11 protein-coding genes, 1 rRNA gene and 1 pseudogene are annotated in these 17597 nt (G+C 42.1%); 5 read left to right on the forward strand and 8 right to left on the reverse strand.

Annotated elements, in window-relative coordinates; translation table 11 throughout:
- Positions 1-298: 298 nt before the first annotated feature.
- Positions 299-2614: a GH92 family glycosyl hydrolase gene (locus L6773_RS11635; RefSeq protein ID WP_237854593.1), complete on the reverse strand. Its 2316-nt coding sequence runs from the start codon at positions 2612-2614 to the stop codon at positions 299-301.
- 342 nt (positions 2615-2956) lie between these two features.
- Here L6773_RS11635 and glpK point away from each other — a divergent pair.
- The 3 genes and pseudogenes from glpK (at position 2957) to L6773_RS11650 (ending at position 7071) form a co-directional block, all read left to right on the forward strand.
- Positions 2957-4467, forward strand: a pseudogene (gene glpK, locus L6773_RS11640) (glycerol kinase GlpK).
- Between the two features lie 151 nt (positions 4468-4618).
- Positions 4619-6178, forward strand: a complete 1560-nt coding sequence (locus L6773_RS11645) for a glycerol-3-phosphate dehydrogenase/oxidase (protein WP_439653430.1) — start codon at positions 4619-4621, stop codon at positions 6176-6178.
- A gap of 176 nt (positions 6179-6354) precedes the next feature.
- Positions 6355-7071: a DNA alkylation repair protein gene (locus L6773_RS11650; protein ID WP_237854595.1), complete on the forward strand. Its 717-nt coding sequence runs from the start codon at positions 6355-6357 to the stop codon at positions 7069-7071.
- 121 nt (positions 7072-7192) lie between these two features.
- Here the strand turns inward: L6773_RS11650 and L6773_RS11655 are convergent, their stop codons facing one another.
- From L6773_RS11655 to hisC, 3 genes are all read right to left on the reverse strand, one after another.
- Positions 7193-9235, reverse strand: a complete 2043-nt coding sequence (locus L6773_RS11655; protein ID WP_237854596.1) for a beta-L-arabinofuranosidase domain-containing protein — start codon at positions 9233-9235, stop codon at positions 7193-7195.
- 216 nt (positions 9236-9451) lie between these two features.
- Positions 9452-11518: an alpha-ketoacid dehydrogenase subunit alpha/beta gene (locus L6773_RS11660; RefSeq protein ID WP_237854597.1), complete on the reverse strand. Its 2067-nt coding sequence runs from the start codon at positions 11516-11518 to the stop codon at positions 9452-9454.
- A gap of 15 nt (positions 11519-11533) precedes the next feature.
- A complete protein-coding gene (hisC, locus tag L6773_RS11665; protein WP_237854598.1) occupies positions 11534-12646 on the reverse strand; it encodes a histidinol-phosphate transaminase in 1113 nt (370 codons plus the stop codon).
- A gap of 172 nt (positions 12647-12818) precedes the next feature.
- Between hisC and L6773_RS11670 the strand changes: the two genes are divergently transcribed.
- Together L6773_RS11670 and L6773_RS11675 are read left to right on the forward strand one after the other, a co-directional pair.
- Positions 12819-13514 carry an SDR family NAD(P)-dependent oxidoreductase gene (locus L6773_RS11670; protein ID WP_237854599.1) on the forward strand — a complete coding sequence of 232 codons (696 nt, stop codon included), beginning with the start codon at positions 12819-12821 and terminating at the stop codon, positions 13512-13514.
- Between the two features lie 18 nt (positions 13515-13532).
- On the forward strand, positions 13533-14192 hold the full coding sequence (locus L6773_RS11675) for a hypothetical protein (RefSeq protein ID WP_237854600.1): 660 nt from the start codon (positions 13533-13535) through the stop codon (positions 14190-14192).
- A 3-nt stretch (positions 14193-14195) separates the two neighbouring features.
- Here the strand turns inward: L6773_RS11675 and L6773_RS11680 are convergent, their stop codons facing one another.
- The 4 genes from L6773_RS11680 to rrf form a co-directional block, all read right to left on the reverse strand.
- The gene (locus tag L6773_RS11680) at positions 14196-15056 is read right to left on the reverse strand and encodes an SGNH/GDSL hydrolase family protein (protein WP_237854601.1); all 861 of its coding nucleotides are present in this window, start codon (positions 15054-15056) and stop codon (positions 14196-14198) included.
- Positions 15057-15746: an SIR2 family NAD-dependent protein deacylase gene (locus tag L6773_RS11685; protein ID WP_237854602.1), complete on the reverse strand. Its 690-nt coding sequence runs from the start codon at positions 15744-15746 to the stop codon at positions 15057-15059.
- A 15-nt stretch (positions 15747-15761) separates the two neighbouring features.
- Positions 15762-17291 (reverse strand): acyl-CoA dehydrogenase family protein, encoded by a 1530-nt coding sequence (locus L6773_RS11690; RefSeq protein ID WP_237854603.1) that lies wholly within the window; start codon positions 17289-17291, stop codon positions 15762-15764.
- Between the two features lie 184 nt (positions 17292-17475).
- A 5S ribosomal RNA gene (rrf, locus tag L6773_RS11695) occupies positions 17476-17584 on the reverse strand.
- Positions 17585-17597: the final 13 nt, after the last annotated feature.

Below are 17597 nucleotides of genomic sequence, written 5' to 3' on the forward strand. Positions count from 1 at the left end.
CTCTATAATTATCAAAGAGCAGACAATAAAGTTGATGACCTGGACTCTAAAAAGTTCATGGACAGGTTTATTAGTCAGCTTTTAATGGCAAAATAAATACATCTTAAAAAATTAACCCATACCACTTCTTAGATCATCATAAAACTAATTTCAAAATTGTTTTAATAACCTTTTTCTTCGTAACCCTGATTTTAGCGCAAAAAAATTATTGACTACAACCGATTAACCATGAACATATATAATTGTTTTCTCATTTTTTGAAATTATCTGCACCGATCGCATCTTTTTAACAAAACATTTAATACTCACGAGAAAAAGAATAGGGGTATGCACTCTCTGTATTGCCTCTATCTTTATTCGGTGAATCTGCCATTTCAAACAAAATGTTTGCGCCATCCATCAACGTATTAAAATCTAGCCAGTTCTTGTCATAAGCTTCGCCATTTACCTTCAGTGATTCTATATACCTTGTTTCGGCAGAATTGTCCGGGGCATGGATCACCACAGCGTTACCGTTTTCAAGCTCAAGAGTTACTTTTTTGAACAATGGTGAGCCAATCACATACTGATCCGTCCCGGGAGCTACCGGATAGAAACCCATCGAAGAAAACACATACCAAGCTGAAGTTTGACCATTATCCTCGTCACCTGAATACCCGTCCGGATGCGGAGAATAAAGCTTATCCATTACCTCGCGGACCCAGTATTGAGTTTTCCAGGGCTGGCCGGCGTAGTTGTATAGGTAGATCATATGCTGAATGGGCTGATTTCCGTGAGCATATTGCCCCATATTTACGATCTGCATCTCCCGGATTTCGTGAATAACCTGGCCGTAGTAACTTTCATCAAACTTTGGCGGTAACGTAAATACTGAATCCAGCATCGAAATGAAGGCATCTTCGCCGCCCATCAGGTCGATCAATCCCTGGGGATCGTGAAAAACCGACCAGGTATAATGCCAGCTGTTGCCCTCGGTAAAAGCATCTCCCCACTTAAATGGATTGAAAGGTTCCTGGAAGCTCCCGTCTTTATTTTTTCCGCGCATCAAATTTGTCTCAGGATCAAACAAATTCCTGTAATTTTGACTTCGATTCGCAAACAAATCGATCTCTTCCTGTGGACGGTCCAAAGCTTTAGCCAGTTTATAAATTGTAAAATCATCATAGGCATATTCCAACGTACGTGCTGCATTTTCATTAATTCCTACATCATAAGGTACATATCCCAATTCATTATAGTAATCAACCCCGGCCCGGCCGACAGATTCAAGGGGTCCTTCATTTTCGGAATTTTTCAGTATAGCCTCATATAAAGTATCAATATCAAATCCTCGTACTCCCTTCAGGTATGCATCTGCAATAATGGATGCTGAATTTGATCCGATCATCACATTTCGATGTCCCGGACTTGCCCACTCCGGCAGCCAACCGCTCTCTTTATAGGTGTTTACCAATCCTTTCATAAATTTCTCATTCATGGATGGATACATCAGGTTGAAAAAAGGAAAGACCGCCCGAAACGTGTCCCAAAAGCCATTGTCGGTAAACATATATCCGGGTAAAACCTTGCCGTTGTATGGACTATAGTGGACCATATCCCCTTCTTTGTTGAACTCATAAAATTTGCGGGGAAACAGAAGTGTACGGTACAAACATGAATAGAAAGTTTCCAACTGGTCATCGGTAGCACCTTCCACCCTCATACGGCTCAGCTCGTTATTCCAGATCTTTTCTCCTTCTGACCGAATCTCATCAAAACTCTTATTACCGATCTCCCGCTCCAGGTTTAATTCAGCTTGTTCAAGACTGATAAATGAAGAGGCAACATTGATATGAACTAGATCATGCCTCCCCGTTCTAAATCTCACTGCTCCTGCCACATGATTGGCTTCTTTCTCAAAAGAGTCATAATCAATGGTTCCATCTTCCCAGGTAACAACTTCCTCAAAGGGTCGATCGAACTTGATTACAAAATAGTTTCGGAAGTTTTCCGGAACACCACCGCTGTTTTTCGAAGAGTAACCAACAATTTTCTGTTCTTCAGGGATAATTTGAACTCTGGATCCCTCATCCATAGCATCAATAATAACCCAGGAACTATCCGATTCCGGAAAAGTGATACGGAACTTAACTGCTCGGTCAGTAGGTGTAAATTCTGCATTCACATCATAATCTGCCAGGTACACCTGATAATAATGCGGTTGTGCCACTTCTGCTTTATGAGAAAACCAACTTGCCCGCTGCTCCTGTTCAAAGGCAAGCTCGCCAGTAATCGGCATTACAGCAAACTGACCATAGTCATTCATCCATGGACTTGGCTGATGTGTTTGCTTAAAACCATTAATTTTATAAGCATCATAAGCGTACATCCATCCGCTTCCCATCTCTCCGGTCTGGGGAGTCCAGAAGTTCATTCCCCAAGGGCGTGCGATAGCCGGGTAGGTGTTACCATTGGATAACAAAAATTCCGAATCCGTTCCCATTAAGGGATTTACATATTTAACCAAGTCTTTTTCTGATTGACTTTCCTGGGAATGTATCAATCCGGGCAAAAACAGAATTGCAATAAGCCCTGTAAAAAATATGTTTGCGAAACTACTCTTGTAATAGTCCATTTTTGAATCCTAAAGTTATTATTGAAACTGTTCTAACAATTTTCAGCTGCTTGTACAGAGTAATGATGATCATCTCTCCTTAAAATTAATTTAATCAATCTCTGCTACTCATTCCGATCCTTTTTATTCTTTGCAAGAAAGCTTATCACTCCGGGAAGCAATTTGTATGAGACACAGATTTTAGATTCTCATTATCTGTAAATGGCAATCTGAAGAGAATATCATACATGTTGCCAAAAAACATTTAAAGACACTGTATTATCATTATTGATTTTCAGGAAGCGGTTTCACAAATTGACCCATCATAGTTTTAATATTGCTAACCAACCAGGAGGCCATACCATGGCAAAGCAGTTTATTTTAGCTCTCGACCAGGGAACCACATCTTCAAGAGCCATTATTTTTAATCAGGAAGGCGAAATCATATCCACTGCTCAAAAGGAGTTCAAACAGATCTATCCTAAAGCCGGATGGGTTGAACACGACGGTAAGGAGATATGGTCGACCCAGGCCGGGGTTGCTACAGAAGCAATTACCAGCGCTGGGCTTGATGGGTCTAATATTGCCGGAATAGGAATTACAAATCAACGCGAAACCACACTGATTTGGGACCGTGAAACAGGCAAACCGGTGTATAATGCCATTGTTTGGCAAGATCGCCGAACATCTGACTTTTGTGATCAGTTAAAAAGTGAAGGCTATGCCGAAACCATCCAGGATAAAACAGGGCTTGTGATCGACTCCTATTTTTCGGCACAAAGATCAAATGGATTCTCGACAATGTAGATGGAGCAAGAGAGCGAGCGGAAAATGGAGAGCTGGCCTTTGGAACAATGGATACCTGGCTGATCTGGAATTTTACAAATGGCAAGACACATGTTACCGATGTAACGAACGCTTCCCGTACAATGATTTATAACATCACTGAAATGGAGTGGGATCAGGAATTACTTGAGCTGTTAGATATTCCTGAAAGCCTGCTGCCGGAAGTAAAATCATCAAGCGAAATTTACGCGAATACGAACTCCACTGTCTTGAATGCCGAAGTACCGATTGCAGGCATTGCGGGTGACCAACAGGCAGCTCTGTTTGGTCAGCGTTGTATTGAAAAAGGGATGGTGAAAAATACCTACGGAACCGGGTGTTTTATGATGATGAATACCGGTGAAAAACCTATCAAATCAAAAAATAACCTGCTGACAACAGTTGCATGGGAGATTGATGGGAAGGTTGAATACGCTCTCGAGGGAAGTATTTTTATTGCCGGTGCTGTGGTTCAATGGCTCCGGGATGAGCTTGGGTTGATTCGAAAATCAGCCGATATTGAAAAACTAGCCAAAACCGTAGATGATAATGATGGCGTGTATCTCGTTCCAGCCTTTGCCGGCCTCGGGGCTCCTCACTGGGATCAACATGCGCGAGGGACAATCGTTGGGTTGACACGCGGTTCAAATTCGGGGCATATTGCACGAGCCGCATTGGAGGGAATAGCTTACCAGGCGATGGATGTTTTGAAAGCGATGCAATCCGATTCCGGCATCGAGATCAAAGAACTACGCGTTGATGGAGGAGCAACCGCCAATAACCTCTTGATGCAGTTCCAGGCCGATATTTTACAAGCACCCGTGATTCGGCCAAAAATTCTCGAAACAACAGCACTCGGAGCTGCCTACCTTGCAGGTCTCGCTGTTGGATACTGGGAAGATCATCAAGAGATCAATGAACAATGGAAGGAGGATCAACGTTTTGATGCGCAGATGGAAGAAGAAAGGGCTGCAGAATTGCTTGGAGGTTGGAAGAAAGCTCTGAAAGCCACAAGGGCATGGTCAGAAAAGATGGATTTTGATATGTAATCACCTTTTCTGGTACAGGTATATTCTTTTTAGCGATGTCCTGCTTTGATACAATTAACGATAAACTCAGCAGCAGCAAGACAAACAGACCTGCAAAAGATTCCATATTTAAAAGAGAAAAAATTCATTTATAAAATTAAGTACTATGCTTCTGAATAGAGAAGAAATGTTAAAAACCGCTAAAGACAAGGCGGGTTATTTTGATGTAATTATTATTGGCGGTGGCGCTACAGGACTCGGCGTTGCCGTAGATTCCGCTACACGAGGGTACAGCACACTACTATTGGAGCAACACGACTTTGCTAAAGGAACATCCAGCCGGTCAACCAAATTAGTTCACGGTGGTGTTCGATATCTCCAGCAGGGAAATGTTTCTCTGGTTCTTGAAGCTCTTCGGGAGCGTGGATTGTTAATTCAAAATGCTCCACACCTTGTCCATAATCAATCCTTTATCGTTCCCAACTACGATTGGTGGGAAGGGCCATTTTATGGTGTGGGCATGAAAGTTTATGATATGCTTGCCGGAAAGCTTGGATTAGGGCCCTCAAAAAATCTTTCACTGGAAGATACCATTGAACGGCTTCCAACACTTGAACGAGAAGGACTGCGTGGTGGCGTGATCTACTACGACGGACAGTTTGATGACTCAAGAATGGCCATTAATCTTGTCCAGACAGCAGCCGATCATAATGCCACATTGCTAAACTATCTGAAAGTGACGGGATTGCTCAAGTCAAATAATATGGTTGATGGAGTGACTGTTGAAGACCAGCTTACCGGTGATACATTTGATATAAACGGGCGTGTAGTTGTAAATGCAACCGGGGTTTTTACGGACAATATTTTGCAGATGGATGATTCGGAGAAAAGTCCAATAATTGCCCCCAGCCAGGGAGTACATCTTGTGATAGATAAAGAATTTTCACCGGGTGAATCAGCGATTATGGTTCCACATACAGATGATGGGCGGGTATTATTTGCAGTTCCATGGAATGGAAAAATTGTTGTGGGAACAACTGATACACCGGTTGATAGCCCAAATCTTGAACCAAAGGCTCAAGAGGATGAAGTTGAGTTTATCCTGAAACACGCATCACAATACCTGACAGGAAACCCAACCCGTAAAGATGTTCGAAGCGTGTTTGCAGGTCTTCGACCACTTGTGAAAGCCGGAGATGGGAAAGATACGTCATCCATTTCTCGAGATCATTCATTGATGATTTCCAAATCCGGACTTGTAACCATAGCCGGGGGTAAATGGACTACTTATCGTAAAATGGCGCAGGATACCGTAGACCAGGCAGCTACGGTTGCAGGGTTGAATGTGCAGGAATGTGTAACTGAGAACCTGCGTATTCACGGTTGGCTCAAAAATATTGACCAGGATGATCCACTCCATCATTACGGTTCAGACCGTGTTGAAATCAATAAATTAATCAACGAAAATGAGGATTTGGGTAAACCGCTTCACGAGCGTCTTCCTTACCTGAAAGCGGAAGTTGTTTGGGGCGTTCGAAATGAAATGGCTATGACGATTGAGGATGTTCTCTCTCGCAGAACCCGTGCATTACTTCTCGATGCCAGGGCCAGTGTTGAAATGGCACCTGAAGTAGCAAGATTGATGGCTGATGAAATGGGTGAAGATCAGGCTTGGATTGACGATCAAATTCAGAAGTATGAAGATGTTGCTCAGGCATATATTCTGCAATAATAGATCCTTCAAAAGTGCGGAACATGGTGGAGCTCCTTGAAGAGTTCGTTGTACTTTCAAAAACTGTAACGCTTGTAGGTCCTTCGGACGCATCAAGGTCACTTGATCGTCGTTGTGATAGTGCAGTGATAGCGCGAGTGTCTCGCGATATTTAATAAACAAAGACTGAACTAATCATGCCCACCTCAAAAGATGTCATAAAGGCTCTAAAAGAAATAGCCGATCCAAAAATCGCCAAACACAGCGCGCGATTCTTCAAATCAGGTGAAGGTGAATACGGTGAAGGAGATCGGTTTTTGGGGATTCGGGTTCCTAAGCAAAGAGCAATTGCTAAGAAGCACAGAGAACTTCCTTTTGAAGAAATCATAAAATTGCTTGAATCTCCATTTCATGAGGTGCGATTGACCGGTGTTTTCATTCTGGTTTATAAATATCAAAAAGCTAAAAAGTTTGAGAATCACCAGGAGATCTACCGGTTTTATATGAATAATTTGGATGGAGTCAACAATTGGGACTTGGTGGATTCATCCGCAAAATATATTGCCGGACATTTTCTATTTGAGTACGATCAGGACCGATCCATTCTATACAAACTCTCTGATTCTAATGATCTCTGGGAACGGCGAATCGCCATCATGACCACCTTCTATTTTGTGGATCAGGGAGATTTTGATCTGACTCTGGAACTCGCCAAAAAATACCTGAATGCACCTGAAGACCTGATTCATAAAGCTTCAGGCTGGATGCTGAGGGAGATCGGTAAACAAGATGAGGAACTGCTTAGAGAATTCTTGGATGAACACTATCAAGAGATGCCCCGAACCATGCTTCGCTACGCCATCGAAAAACTGGATGAGCCTGTTCGGCAGAAGTATTTGAAGGGTGAGATCTAATCTCCCCTTGAGGGGAGTGCGACTTTAGTCGCGAGGGGTGTACTTGTGATAACGAAAACGTCTCATTTGTGCCTTATTTATATTCAAGCACGAGCGAGACGCTCACGCTATCTCTACTTATTCACTCCACGACCGGAAACTGTGAAATTCGCAGAGTCGTTGAGCCATAAGGAATCAGCGTGATTTCTTCAGTTTGTACCTCTGCAGTACTTGCTTGATGTCCATACAAGTGCTGACCACTTGCCGGCAAGGGACCTGCCGAATTCTGGTACATTGTCCACTCTTTAATCTGCTTTCCGCTGGTTTTAATCTCAACAGGGGCATTCTCTAAATTCCATGGATAAACATTTTTCTTATCGGTATAAATAATCTCAAAATCTGAATTATTGACCGCTTCATTCGTCAATCCATAATTCCAGGGAGTGGTAGCATAGACTTCGTTGTAAGGATTTTCAATCCGCCAATTTCCCTCTTCAGGTGGCTTCTGTTCCCATCTTTCGCCAATTTTCAATGCATAAACCAGAGGCCCACGCTCTACTCCAACTGATTGTTCAGCCCATCGGCTCAAACGAACATCCATGGGTAAATGCAATGTCACTTCATCTCCATCAGACCAGGTTCTGTCAATTTTTACCATCTGGCCAGAATTATCTTTGATCTCTTTCCAGCTTTCACCATTTATTTCAATCGAAGCTGTATCAGCCCAACCAGGAATTCTTAACTCAAACGGAAACTCAACATCATTTGGAGTTTGAATTGTAAAATTCACCTGCTCTTTGAACGGATAATCAGTCTGCTCCGCGATTGTAATTTCAGTTCCATTCCCAACTTTGGCAGTTACTTGATTGGATGAGTAGATCATTGCAGCAAGGCCATTATCCTGTGTGGCATACCATAGATTTTGCACCAGTTTCGGCCATCCCTGGTGCATGTTTGTGGTACAGCATGGATAGCCGGTCAGTACACCAAAACAGAGCTGTGCATTGGCATCATTATAGAAATTTCGAACCTCGTGACTGATCTTTACCTGGTTGGCCTGCTGGAAATACTGCCGGGTTTCAAAATGATCATCGTGTTGAGATGGAAGAGCGTTAAACGCCACCTTTTCTAAATAATCCGAAAAGTAGGTATCACCGGTGATTCGAGCGATCTGCTCAAATGAATACATCATCTCCACCACGGTGCAAAACTCAGTACCCTGGGTGGGGTTATTTCCATGAAGATTTTCGTCGGCTCCAAAGAGTCCGGATACAAATCCATGGACATTTTTCAGATCGGCCAAGCCCTCTTTCACAGACCGTATTGATTGTTCATCCTGATTTTTTTGATAGTAGATCACCGGAGCTTTTAGCCCCATCGCCAAATTTACCGTATGCAAATGAGCAACAGGATTCAGATTTGCGATTCGTCCATCTTCAAACACCTCCTTCCATTCATAGGTTTGAGAATGGATCAGATCACCCAGTTCCAACAGGAATTCATCCCCTGTGTAATTGTAAAGCCAATAGACAACCATCAGGTTATCCGCTCCTCGACGATTCCCCCAATACGACCAATTATTCAATGGTTGATCCTGCAGATGCTCAAGTTGATATCGAAAATAGTTGGTCATTAGATCCAGAACTCTCTCGTCTTCGGTAGCCATATAATATTGTTTGAGCACTTTGAGCATCACCATCTTCGGCCACCAATCCTCCCGCGGTGTTTTTTGGACCCCTTGGGTTGGTTCAGGCTCAGTTTCAAATGGAATCGGTCCGAAATATCCATCCTCTCTCTGATTTTCTAAACTCCATTCGATCCACCTTTGAGCTTTGGCTTTCAGCTCTTCATCATCCAAAATGTAAGCTAGGGGAACCAGGCCATCCAGCCAATAGGGGCCACGCTCCCAACCGTCACCATCTCCACCCAGCCATCCGTTGGATTCACCCACGACCTTTGGATAGACCTCATCCAGGTTTCCCGTCAAACCAGACTTTTGTCTCTTTAACTGTTCCAACAACCATCCTTTTGGTTTGATGTCACCAATGGGCAGTTGGATATAGGGCTCCTTGACCAACGGTTCTCGATTGGAGATATAAAAATCGTTTCCGCTTTCATCATCATTTTCCACTGGCTTTGGCGGGATGAGCATGAGGAGAATAAAAAGAGTGACGAGATATTTCATGGTATTGAGCAGTGTTTACTTATGTTGATATGTGTACTATACCAAGAATTTTAGAAAGTTTCTTATATGTGGCCAGATGGTTTTCAAGCGAGTATTATTGGTATACCGATGGCGTAAATGACTCTATTGTACCCTAATTACATTATTGTAAGCACGAGCGGGACGCTCGCGCTATTTCGGACTCATGACTCACGACTCACGACTCACGACTCACGACTAAAATCTAACCAGCTCTTCAATCTTTTCAGCAATATTCTTCGCATTCGGCATTACCGAATTCATCAAATCAACATTGTAAGGAACCGGGATATCCGGAAAGGCAAGTCGCTGAACCGGGGCGTCCAGGAATTTAAATAGTTCGTCTGATATGGCAGCACTGATTTCCCCTCCGAAACCTCCCGTTCGATTGTCTTCATGAACAATCAGGCATCGGTTTGTTTTCTTCACAGATTCAAAAACCATCTCTTTATCCCAGGGAAATATGGTTCGCAAATCAATAATATCAATAGAATGATCTGTTTTATTGCCCGCCTCTTCACACCTTTCACACATTGCTCCCCATGTGATAATAGTCAGATCCGATCCCTCTTGCAGTTTCTTAGCCTTCCCAATCGGAACAACAAACTCATCTCCGGGATATGGTGTACGAGCGTATTTTGAGTCCAACAGATTTCGATGCTCAAAAAAAATAGTGGGATGATTATCTCTCATGGCTGATCGAAGCAGTCCGGCGGCATCCTCTGCACTGGATGGCATTACAAGCTGCCAGCCGATCATCTTCGCAAAGAAGCTCTCATTCGATTCGCTGTGCCAGGGATCGCCGCACTTTGCAAATCCACCCGGCATTCTGACTACCATCGGTGCTGCAAATTTATTGGCAGTTCTCCAGCGAATGGTACCCGCATTTTTGAGTTGTTCTGTTGCGGGATCTGCGTACTTTCGAAATTGAATTTCAGCTACCGGCAGAAATCCGGCATAAGCCAATCCAACGGCTCGACCGATAATTCCTTCCTCAGATAAACTTGTATCAAATACCCGATGGCCTCCGAATGTTGTCTGGAGTCCTGATGTCACCGCATGGACGCCTCCTTTTTTCCCAACATCTTCCCCAAAAACGAGAACTTTCTCATTGATTTCCAACTCATATTCCAGTGTTCGCCGGATCGCCTCCACCATATTGATTCTCTGCTTTGCAGATTGAGGCTCCGTTGTCGTTTTCGGAAAATCAAAATCGGAACTAAACAATCCGCCAACATTTTGAACCTCCATACCATCATGATACAGAGCGTATTCCAAATGGTCCTCTGAAGGAGATGAACGACTCCAGGCTGATTCGGCTGCTTTCTTTACTTCTTCCCTCGTTTCCTCTTCAATGTCCCTCCATTCCTCAATAGATAAAAAATCGGGAATCAGAAAATCTTTCAATTTATTAAGCGGATCATTCTCCTGTTCCTTTTCCAGAAGTTTTTCCTGTTTGTAGGCCTGATTATCTTGGTATGAGTGGCCATTGAGCCGGGGAACTTTCAATCTCAAAAGTGCAGGGCCCTGATGATTTCGGACATATTCTATGGATTCCTGAATAATCTTTGAAGTCTCTTCGGGCTCTGTCCCACTACCTTTATAAACTTTCAGGTTTTTAAAAGAATAGAGATTATTAGCAATGTTTCCTCCCGGTGTTTGATAACTTCCCTCAACCGAAATTCCATATCCATTATCCTCAATAAAAAAGAGTATGGGGAGATTCAGTGTGGTGGCCATAGTCAGAGCTGACCAAAATCCGTTTGTAGCCACAGACCCGTCTCCACCGCAGATTACCGATATTGCACTTTCATACCCCTCTTTACCTGATTTTGTGAGCAGCTGAATCGCCTGGGCGCTTCCGGCACCGGGGGTATATTGAGATCCAACATCGCCGGCCAATGGCAAAACCATCGGTCCATTTTCATTGGGCATGTTACAAACCACACCAATATCTCTACCATTACTGTAGCCACCCGATTTTGCCATTCCTGATGCAATGGCATCTTCCGTAGACAGGCCGAGAGTCAGCATTAAAGGTCTTGAACGATAGTATGCACTCACTACATCTTTTGGATTCGTGAGATGCAGCCCCAGTAGAATTTGAGCCAACTCATGTCCCCGAGCCGAAAACTGGTACAGAATTTTTTTATCCGGAACCAGCTCCTTTTCTTCAATATCATCTATAGAACGTGAAAGATGCAGGAGTCTTGCAACTCGTTTCCACTCAATATCTACCTTATTTCCGGTTGTTTGATTATTCATTCACTTTCAAAAATTTTAGAATTCTGACATCTCTAAGAGCTTTGAATAACTCTCTTTAAAATGATTCATTTCTTCCTCTGTTCCAATGGTGATTCTGATACAATTTGGCAATTTAAACGCATGAGTCCTTCGAAGAATCACTCCCTGTTTCATCATTTTTTCAGTGAAGGATCTTGCCGCATTCTCATCCTCCAAAATCATCATTACTGAATTTGCGATAGAACGAACATACCTGACCTCATGCTCATCAAAAAAGTCATATAATTTTTCCTTCTCTTTGATAACTGCTTTTACACTTTTCTCAACAAACGATTGATCATCCATTGCAGCTTTTGCAGCCGCCTGTCCTAATCTTGTCGGCTCAAATGTTAGTTTTGTTTTTATCATCTGTTCAATCAGCTCCTCTTGGGCAATTGCATAACCTACTCTCATCCCCGCAAGTCCATAGGCTTTTGAAAACGTTCGTAGTGTTATCACATTTTTACGCCGGTTGAGTAACGAATTAGGATAATCAACCACAGATCTTGAATACTCATGATAAGCTTCATCCATCACCAAAAGAACATTTTCAGGAATTTCATCAAGCAAATTCCTGTATTCCTTTTTTGTGATATAGGTTCCGGTCGGATTGTTGGGATTTGCGATGTAGATCATCTTCGTTTTGCCATCTACTGCATCCAGGATTCCCTCCACATCAAATCGATAATCTTTCGTTAAAGGAACCTTTTTGACTTGAATTCCACGAACTCCACTCTGAACAAAAAATCCAACAAATGTTCCGTTTGCTGTAACGGCATTTTCATCATCCTTAAAGAATGTTCTGCAAAGCATCCCAATAATACTCTCCGATCCCGCCCCTAAAAGTATTTCCGATTCCGAAACCTGGTACAGATCAGCGAGCTTTTGCCTCAAATTAGAAGCCAGCGGATCAGGATAATCTTGTATCTCTCTGGATGCCTCCATGATGGCTTGATTAACTTTTTCACTGCATCCCAGCCGATTCTCATTGGATGCAAGTTTAGAGATTCTTTTGGGCTCATATCGTTTTCGAACCTCTTTAATGGTCTTACCGGCTTCGTATGGCTGAAGGGATTGTATGTTTTTGGGTACTAAATTCTCAATTTTCATAATTGATTGCTCAGTTCAAGAGATCAAAAAAACAACACATAGCAAAAAACCATACACACATAAAATCGGAGTTTATGAAAGCGCTTTCAAGCATTATTTCACATTTGAATGATTTCTGCACTATTTTGTTCTTTTACTTGTAAAAAGCTATTCCTTGAATAAACATTTCATTATGTCTGAACACATTCTAATAACGGGCGCAAGCAGAGGCATCGGATACGAAACGGCGAAATACCTGGCAAATCAGAATTGCAGTATCACAGCCATTGCTCGTTCCGATGATAAACTCAATCAACTCAGAGCTTATGCACCGGAACAAATTTTTATATTACCACTTGATATTACTGAAGCTAATGCAGCCAATCAGATCAAAGAGCATTTAGAAGAACATCAACTTTCTATAGACGGATTGATACATAATGCAGGCTTGTTGATTAACAAACCCTTCTTGGAACAGACCGATGAGGATTGGCAGCAGCAATTGAACGTAAATTTAACAGCCCCGATCAGGCTGACCAGAAACTTAATATCTATGTTCAACGAGGATGCGCACATTGTCAACATCGGAAGTATGGGAGGTTTCCAGGGAAGTGAAAAATTTCCGGGTTTAAGTGCATATAGTACCGTTAAAGGTGCACTGGCTATTTTAACAGAATGCCTCGCTCTTGAACTCGCAGATTACAACATCAAAGCAAATTGCCTCTGTTTGGGTGCCGTTCAGACCGAGATGCTTGAAACAGCATTTCCGGGTATTGAAGCGCCTCTGAACCCAACAGAAATGGCTCGATATGTTGGCGATTTTACAATAAATGCCGGTACATTTATGAATGGCAAAATCATACCGGTAGCTTTGAATAATCCCGGATAACTTAATTGAATATTTAGAATGAAACGCACTTTTTTACTCTTGATTTTAGCCGCCGTACTTCTGTGCGGATCTTTTTCAAAATCCAATGCTCAGTCTGCACGACTGATCGGCGAAAACATGCTGAATGGAGCGCTAACCGGAACTATTCTTGGAACCGCCACCATGGGCCTGCAGAATGACAATGATTTCACTCCTTTGAGAATCGGATTAGGAGCAGGAATAATTGCCGGAACCGGGATGGCTATTTATGACGTCTCCACACTCCCTAAAGGTCAACAGTTTTTTATATCCGGATTATTTAACGATGGTACTAACTCTTCCATCATTGTATTATTAGATACTGTCTACGGAGCAGGTGTGGGAGCTGCACTCGGGTCAGCAATCATGCTTATTGGTAATCAATCAATTATTGATGGATTACAATATGGTGCGAGTATTGGAGCGTGGGCTGGTTTTGGAGTAGGACTTGTAGACAGTTTCATGATTGCCGAAAGAAACGAGGATTTTGTTGCTAATCGACTTTTAAATCAATCATCTCTATTTCAGATTGATCACGAGAATTCATCCTTGTCACTTTTGCAGCCTGACCTTTTTAATTATGCAGCAATTGGTAACAACTCATTGAGTGTTAAAACAACTCCTGCTTTACAGCTATTTTCTCTGAAAACCTTTTTTTGATATTTATTCTCTAACTTTTGCTGTCGCAAGACTCTTCAGGAGTTCTTTTACGGTATTTGTATGACCGGATAGTGACGGATTTATTCCATCGCTCAGGAAATACCAAGCCTCTGGTGGATTTCCCATTCTATGACCAAGTGGATCAACAATGTATCCTTTCTTGCCTGTAATCACTTCTCGCACGGAGGCTAAATCCTGATCATTGATATCAAAATCAAAAAGCTCCATTTCATCCAAAAGTCCCGGAATAATGGGAGTGGGTGTAATCCAAATCGGCGGATTTTCTGTTACAGTGGCGATTGCATCTTCTATAGTTGAGAGGTTTTCCCAAGATTCAGAAAGAGGAATGAGCGTTCGATTTTTAAAGTAGGATGGCCGAATCGTATCAAAAGTTCCCAGGTTTACAATCACCCAGTCCGGCTCATGCGAAAGTACATCCCGATTCATTCTTCTCAGCGCTTCGGATGTTGTATTATAGGAAAGGCCTGCATTTATAAATCTAAAGTCAGCTCCTTCGATAGTTATGTCCAGAACATGTTTAAAAATCTCAAACCATCCCTGAAGATCATCAGTTGATGAGTCTCCAAAGGCAACAATCGTATCATCTTTATCAAACGGTAGCTGATCTACCCATTCAAGTACATCTTCCTCTTTTAAAAGTTCGAGGGCAGATTCTTTTGCATTTTCAGCAAAAACGGAACGTAAATTTTGTAATTCATCTACAGTGATACCCATCAAACCGGCAATCGATTCTTCGTTTTTTATTCCGGGAAGTAATGGAAAGTGTTTTTTAAGGTTTAAAAATTGCAGTAAATATTTTTCTAGGGCTTCTTTCTCTTTATCAGTTGCTTTGTGTTCAGACATTTATCTGTTATTTAATAATTTTTTTGCTAGTGAAGGGAGCCCAATCGCCGCTTTTTCCTGAATATGCTCCCAATCTGAGGTGATTCGCATTTCAGTTTCTGACGGATCAACTAAGTATTTTGAGATACCATTGGGTGAATAGTTTACAAGACTGGCAGCAGGATAGACTGCTAATGATGTTCCAACAACGATAAAAATATCGGCATCTACCACTACTTCAACAGCCTTTTGAATCATTGGAACGGCTTCACCAAACCAGACTACATTAGGTCGGAGTTGTGATCCATCTGCGGCTTTATCGCCTAGTTTAATGGGATCTGCTCCAATTTCAGTTATCAGATCAGGATCCTCTTCACTTCTCGCTTCACTCAATAAACCATGCAGGTGAATAACGTTTGTCGATCCGGCTCGTTCATGAAGATTATCTACATTTTGAGTAACAACAGTGACATCAAATTCCTCTTCGAGATTTGCAATTGCATGATGTCCGGGATTTGGATCAACTTCAAAAACTTGCTCTCTCCTCTTGTTGTAAAAATCCAGGACTTTCTCTTTATCGCGATTCCAACCATCTATAGAGGCTACCTCATAAATATCATAACCTTCCCATAAACCGCCGGCATCTCGAAATGTAGCCAGTCCACTATCGGCACTAATTCCTGCACCCGATAGAACGACAATGTGTGACACCTTAATAACCCTTACTTATTGATTTACAAATTTGAGCCATGAACTGCTGTCATCATAATCCTCAATAATGGCCGGTGTTTCTGCAAAAGAATAGGTAGAAAAGAGGGATTCAATTTCTGATTTCACAACTTTAAGGCTGTTGGAAATCATATCGCTGTTAAATCCGCTTTCTCCAAGCTTGATGGTCATCTCCATAGAAACCAATCTACCAAGGGCCCTGCCAAGTTGAACCAGTTTCCGTTGAGCCATTTTAAAGTCTACATCAAAATTTAGGGTTTCTTCAAAATGCTCGGCAGAGTTCTCGGTTAGAGAATAATCACTCAAGAAATTGTAGAGATTTGTCTCTTTTGATTTTCTCATCATTTTCAGAATAGATTCTGAAATTTGCTGATAGAGTATATCATTAGATCCTTCAAAAATTTGAAATGGCCGACTGTCAACCATAGCCCGGCCTGCAATATGGTCCAATCGATAACCTTTAGCGCCTACAAGCTGCAATAATGATTGAGAAGCTTCATGCATATAGTCCGTAACCACACTCTTAATTGAATTTGCAGCTACATCCATTCGCGAGGTGTTTTGGTTAAGCGGAACATTTGTGCTTGTGAAGTAACTCATTGCAGAACTGATGGTAAAATACGACTGTAATTTCGCAAGTCTTTCTTTCACCTGGTCGTAATTAAAAAGACTCATACCTCCTACAATTCTAGTCTTACAGTGATCTAATGCCTCATCCATCATTCGTTTGAGGTGACCCGTACTCATGCCCGGGAATTGTAATCGGCTTCGATGTAAAATATCCAGCATCATTGTTACACCGGTTGTTTTCGGTTCTAAACGGTGTGATTCAGGTACCTCAATATCAATCTTGTTCTTACCGTATGGGAGCATGTATAAACCAAGATTTTGGTAGTACTCCTTTACATCTATTCCACCATTGGAACTATCGTGGATAAAGAATCCGATATCACGACCAAGTTCACCTTCATCATTTTTATAACCCCTGGCTGTGATTAACCAATAATCGGCCCAACCCGTCAGGCCTGCCCAGTGTTTAAGTCCGTCTATCTCATAGGACTTAGTATCTTCATGGTATTTGAAACCTGTTTGCATGCGCAAGGCATCTGATCCGAAGTCTGGCTCTGTGATCATCAGCCCGCCCATATTTTTCCTTCGTAGAAAGTCTTTAAAGATCGTGCTTTTCGCCTCTTCTGATCCATAATTGGCTAATGGCTGTAAGAAAAGAGCACCATTAATACCCATCATCAAAGAAAGAGGAAGGGATTGATAAGATGAAGCTTCCAGCATCGATAGTGCTTCGCTAGTTATAGCTCCCCGCCCATCATAATCTTCGGGTATAAAAGTTGATAGTGGATTACATTCCATAATTTCTCTCAAAATATATGGAGGTAACCCCCGTGTCATCAGAAGTTCGTCTTCATCATTTCTTTCACTAAAAAGTTCATTCAGTTTGTCCTTATAGTGGTCAATAAATGATTGTATATCTCTTTTAATATTCAATGTTTTGGTGATATCTAGACTCAATGGCTTATTTTTTACTTTAGTTGATTGTCGAAAACTGTAAAATATAACGATTTTCCCACATTTTATCATTCCCGGTGTTACCAGAACGTCTCTCTTTTTATTTACGTCTGTATTAAGATGAGTTTTAAACAAAAAAAGCCTCCGAGTGGGTTACACTGGAGGCTTTGTTGGGAAAAAAAAAGGGATGAGGCGACGACCTACTCTACCCCGTTTGGAGTACCATCGGCGCTGCGGAGCTTAACGGCCGTGTTCGGGATGGGAACGGGTGGGGCCTCCGCGCGATAATCACCTCATCAATTTCATAAG

It is taken from the genome of Rhodohalobacter sulfatireducens (assembly GCF_022012475.1).
GTDB classification, from domain to species: domain Bacteria; phylum Bacteroidota; class Rhodothermia; order Balneolales; family Balneolaceae; genus Rhodohalobacter; species Rhodohalobacter sulfatireducens.

Coding starts and splice junctions, on each gene's coding strand:
- L6773_RS11635 (WP_237854593.1), bottom strand. CDS start 2,614: ATGGACTATTACAAGAGTAGTTTCGCAAACATATTTTTTACAGGGCTT.
- L6773_RS11650 (WP_237854595.1), top strand. CDS start 6,355: ATGCCCACCTCAAAAGATGTCATAAAGGCTCTAAAAGAAATAGCCGAT.
- L6773_RS11655 (WP_237854596.1), bottom strand. CDS start 9,235: ATGAAATATCTCGTCACTCTTTTTATTCTCCTCATGCTCATCCCGCCA.
- L6773_RS11660 (WP_237854597.1), bottom strand. CDS start 11,518: ATGAATAATCAAACAACCGGAAATAAGGTAGATATTGAGTGGAAACGA.
- hisC (WP_237854598.1), bottom strand. CDS start 12,646: ATGAAAATTGAGAATTTAGTACCCAAAAACATACAATCCCTTCAGCCA.
- L6773_RS11670 (WP_237854599.1), top strand. CDS start 12,819: ATGTCTGAACACATTCTAATAACGGGCGCAAGCAGAGGCATCGGATAC.
- L6773_RS11675 (WP_237854600.1), top strand. CDS start 13,533: ATGAAACGCACTTTTTTACTCTTGATTTTAGCCGCCGTACTTCTGTGC.
- L6773_RS11680 (WP_237854601.1), bottom strand. CDS start 15,056: ATGTCTGAACACAAAGCAACTGATAAAGAGAAAGAAGCCCTAGAAAAA.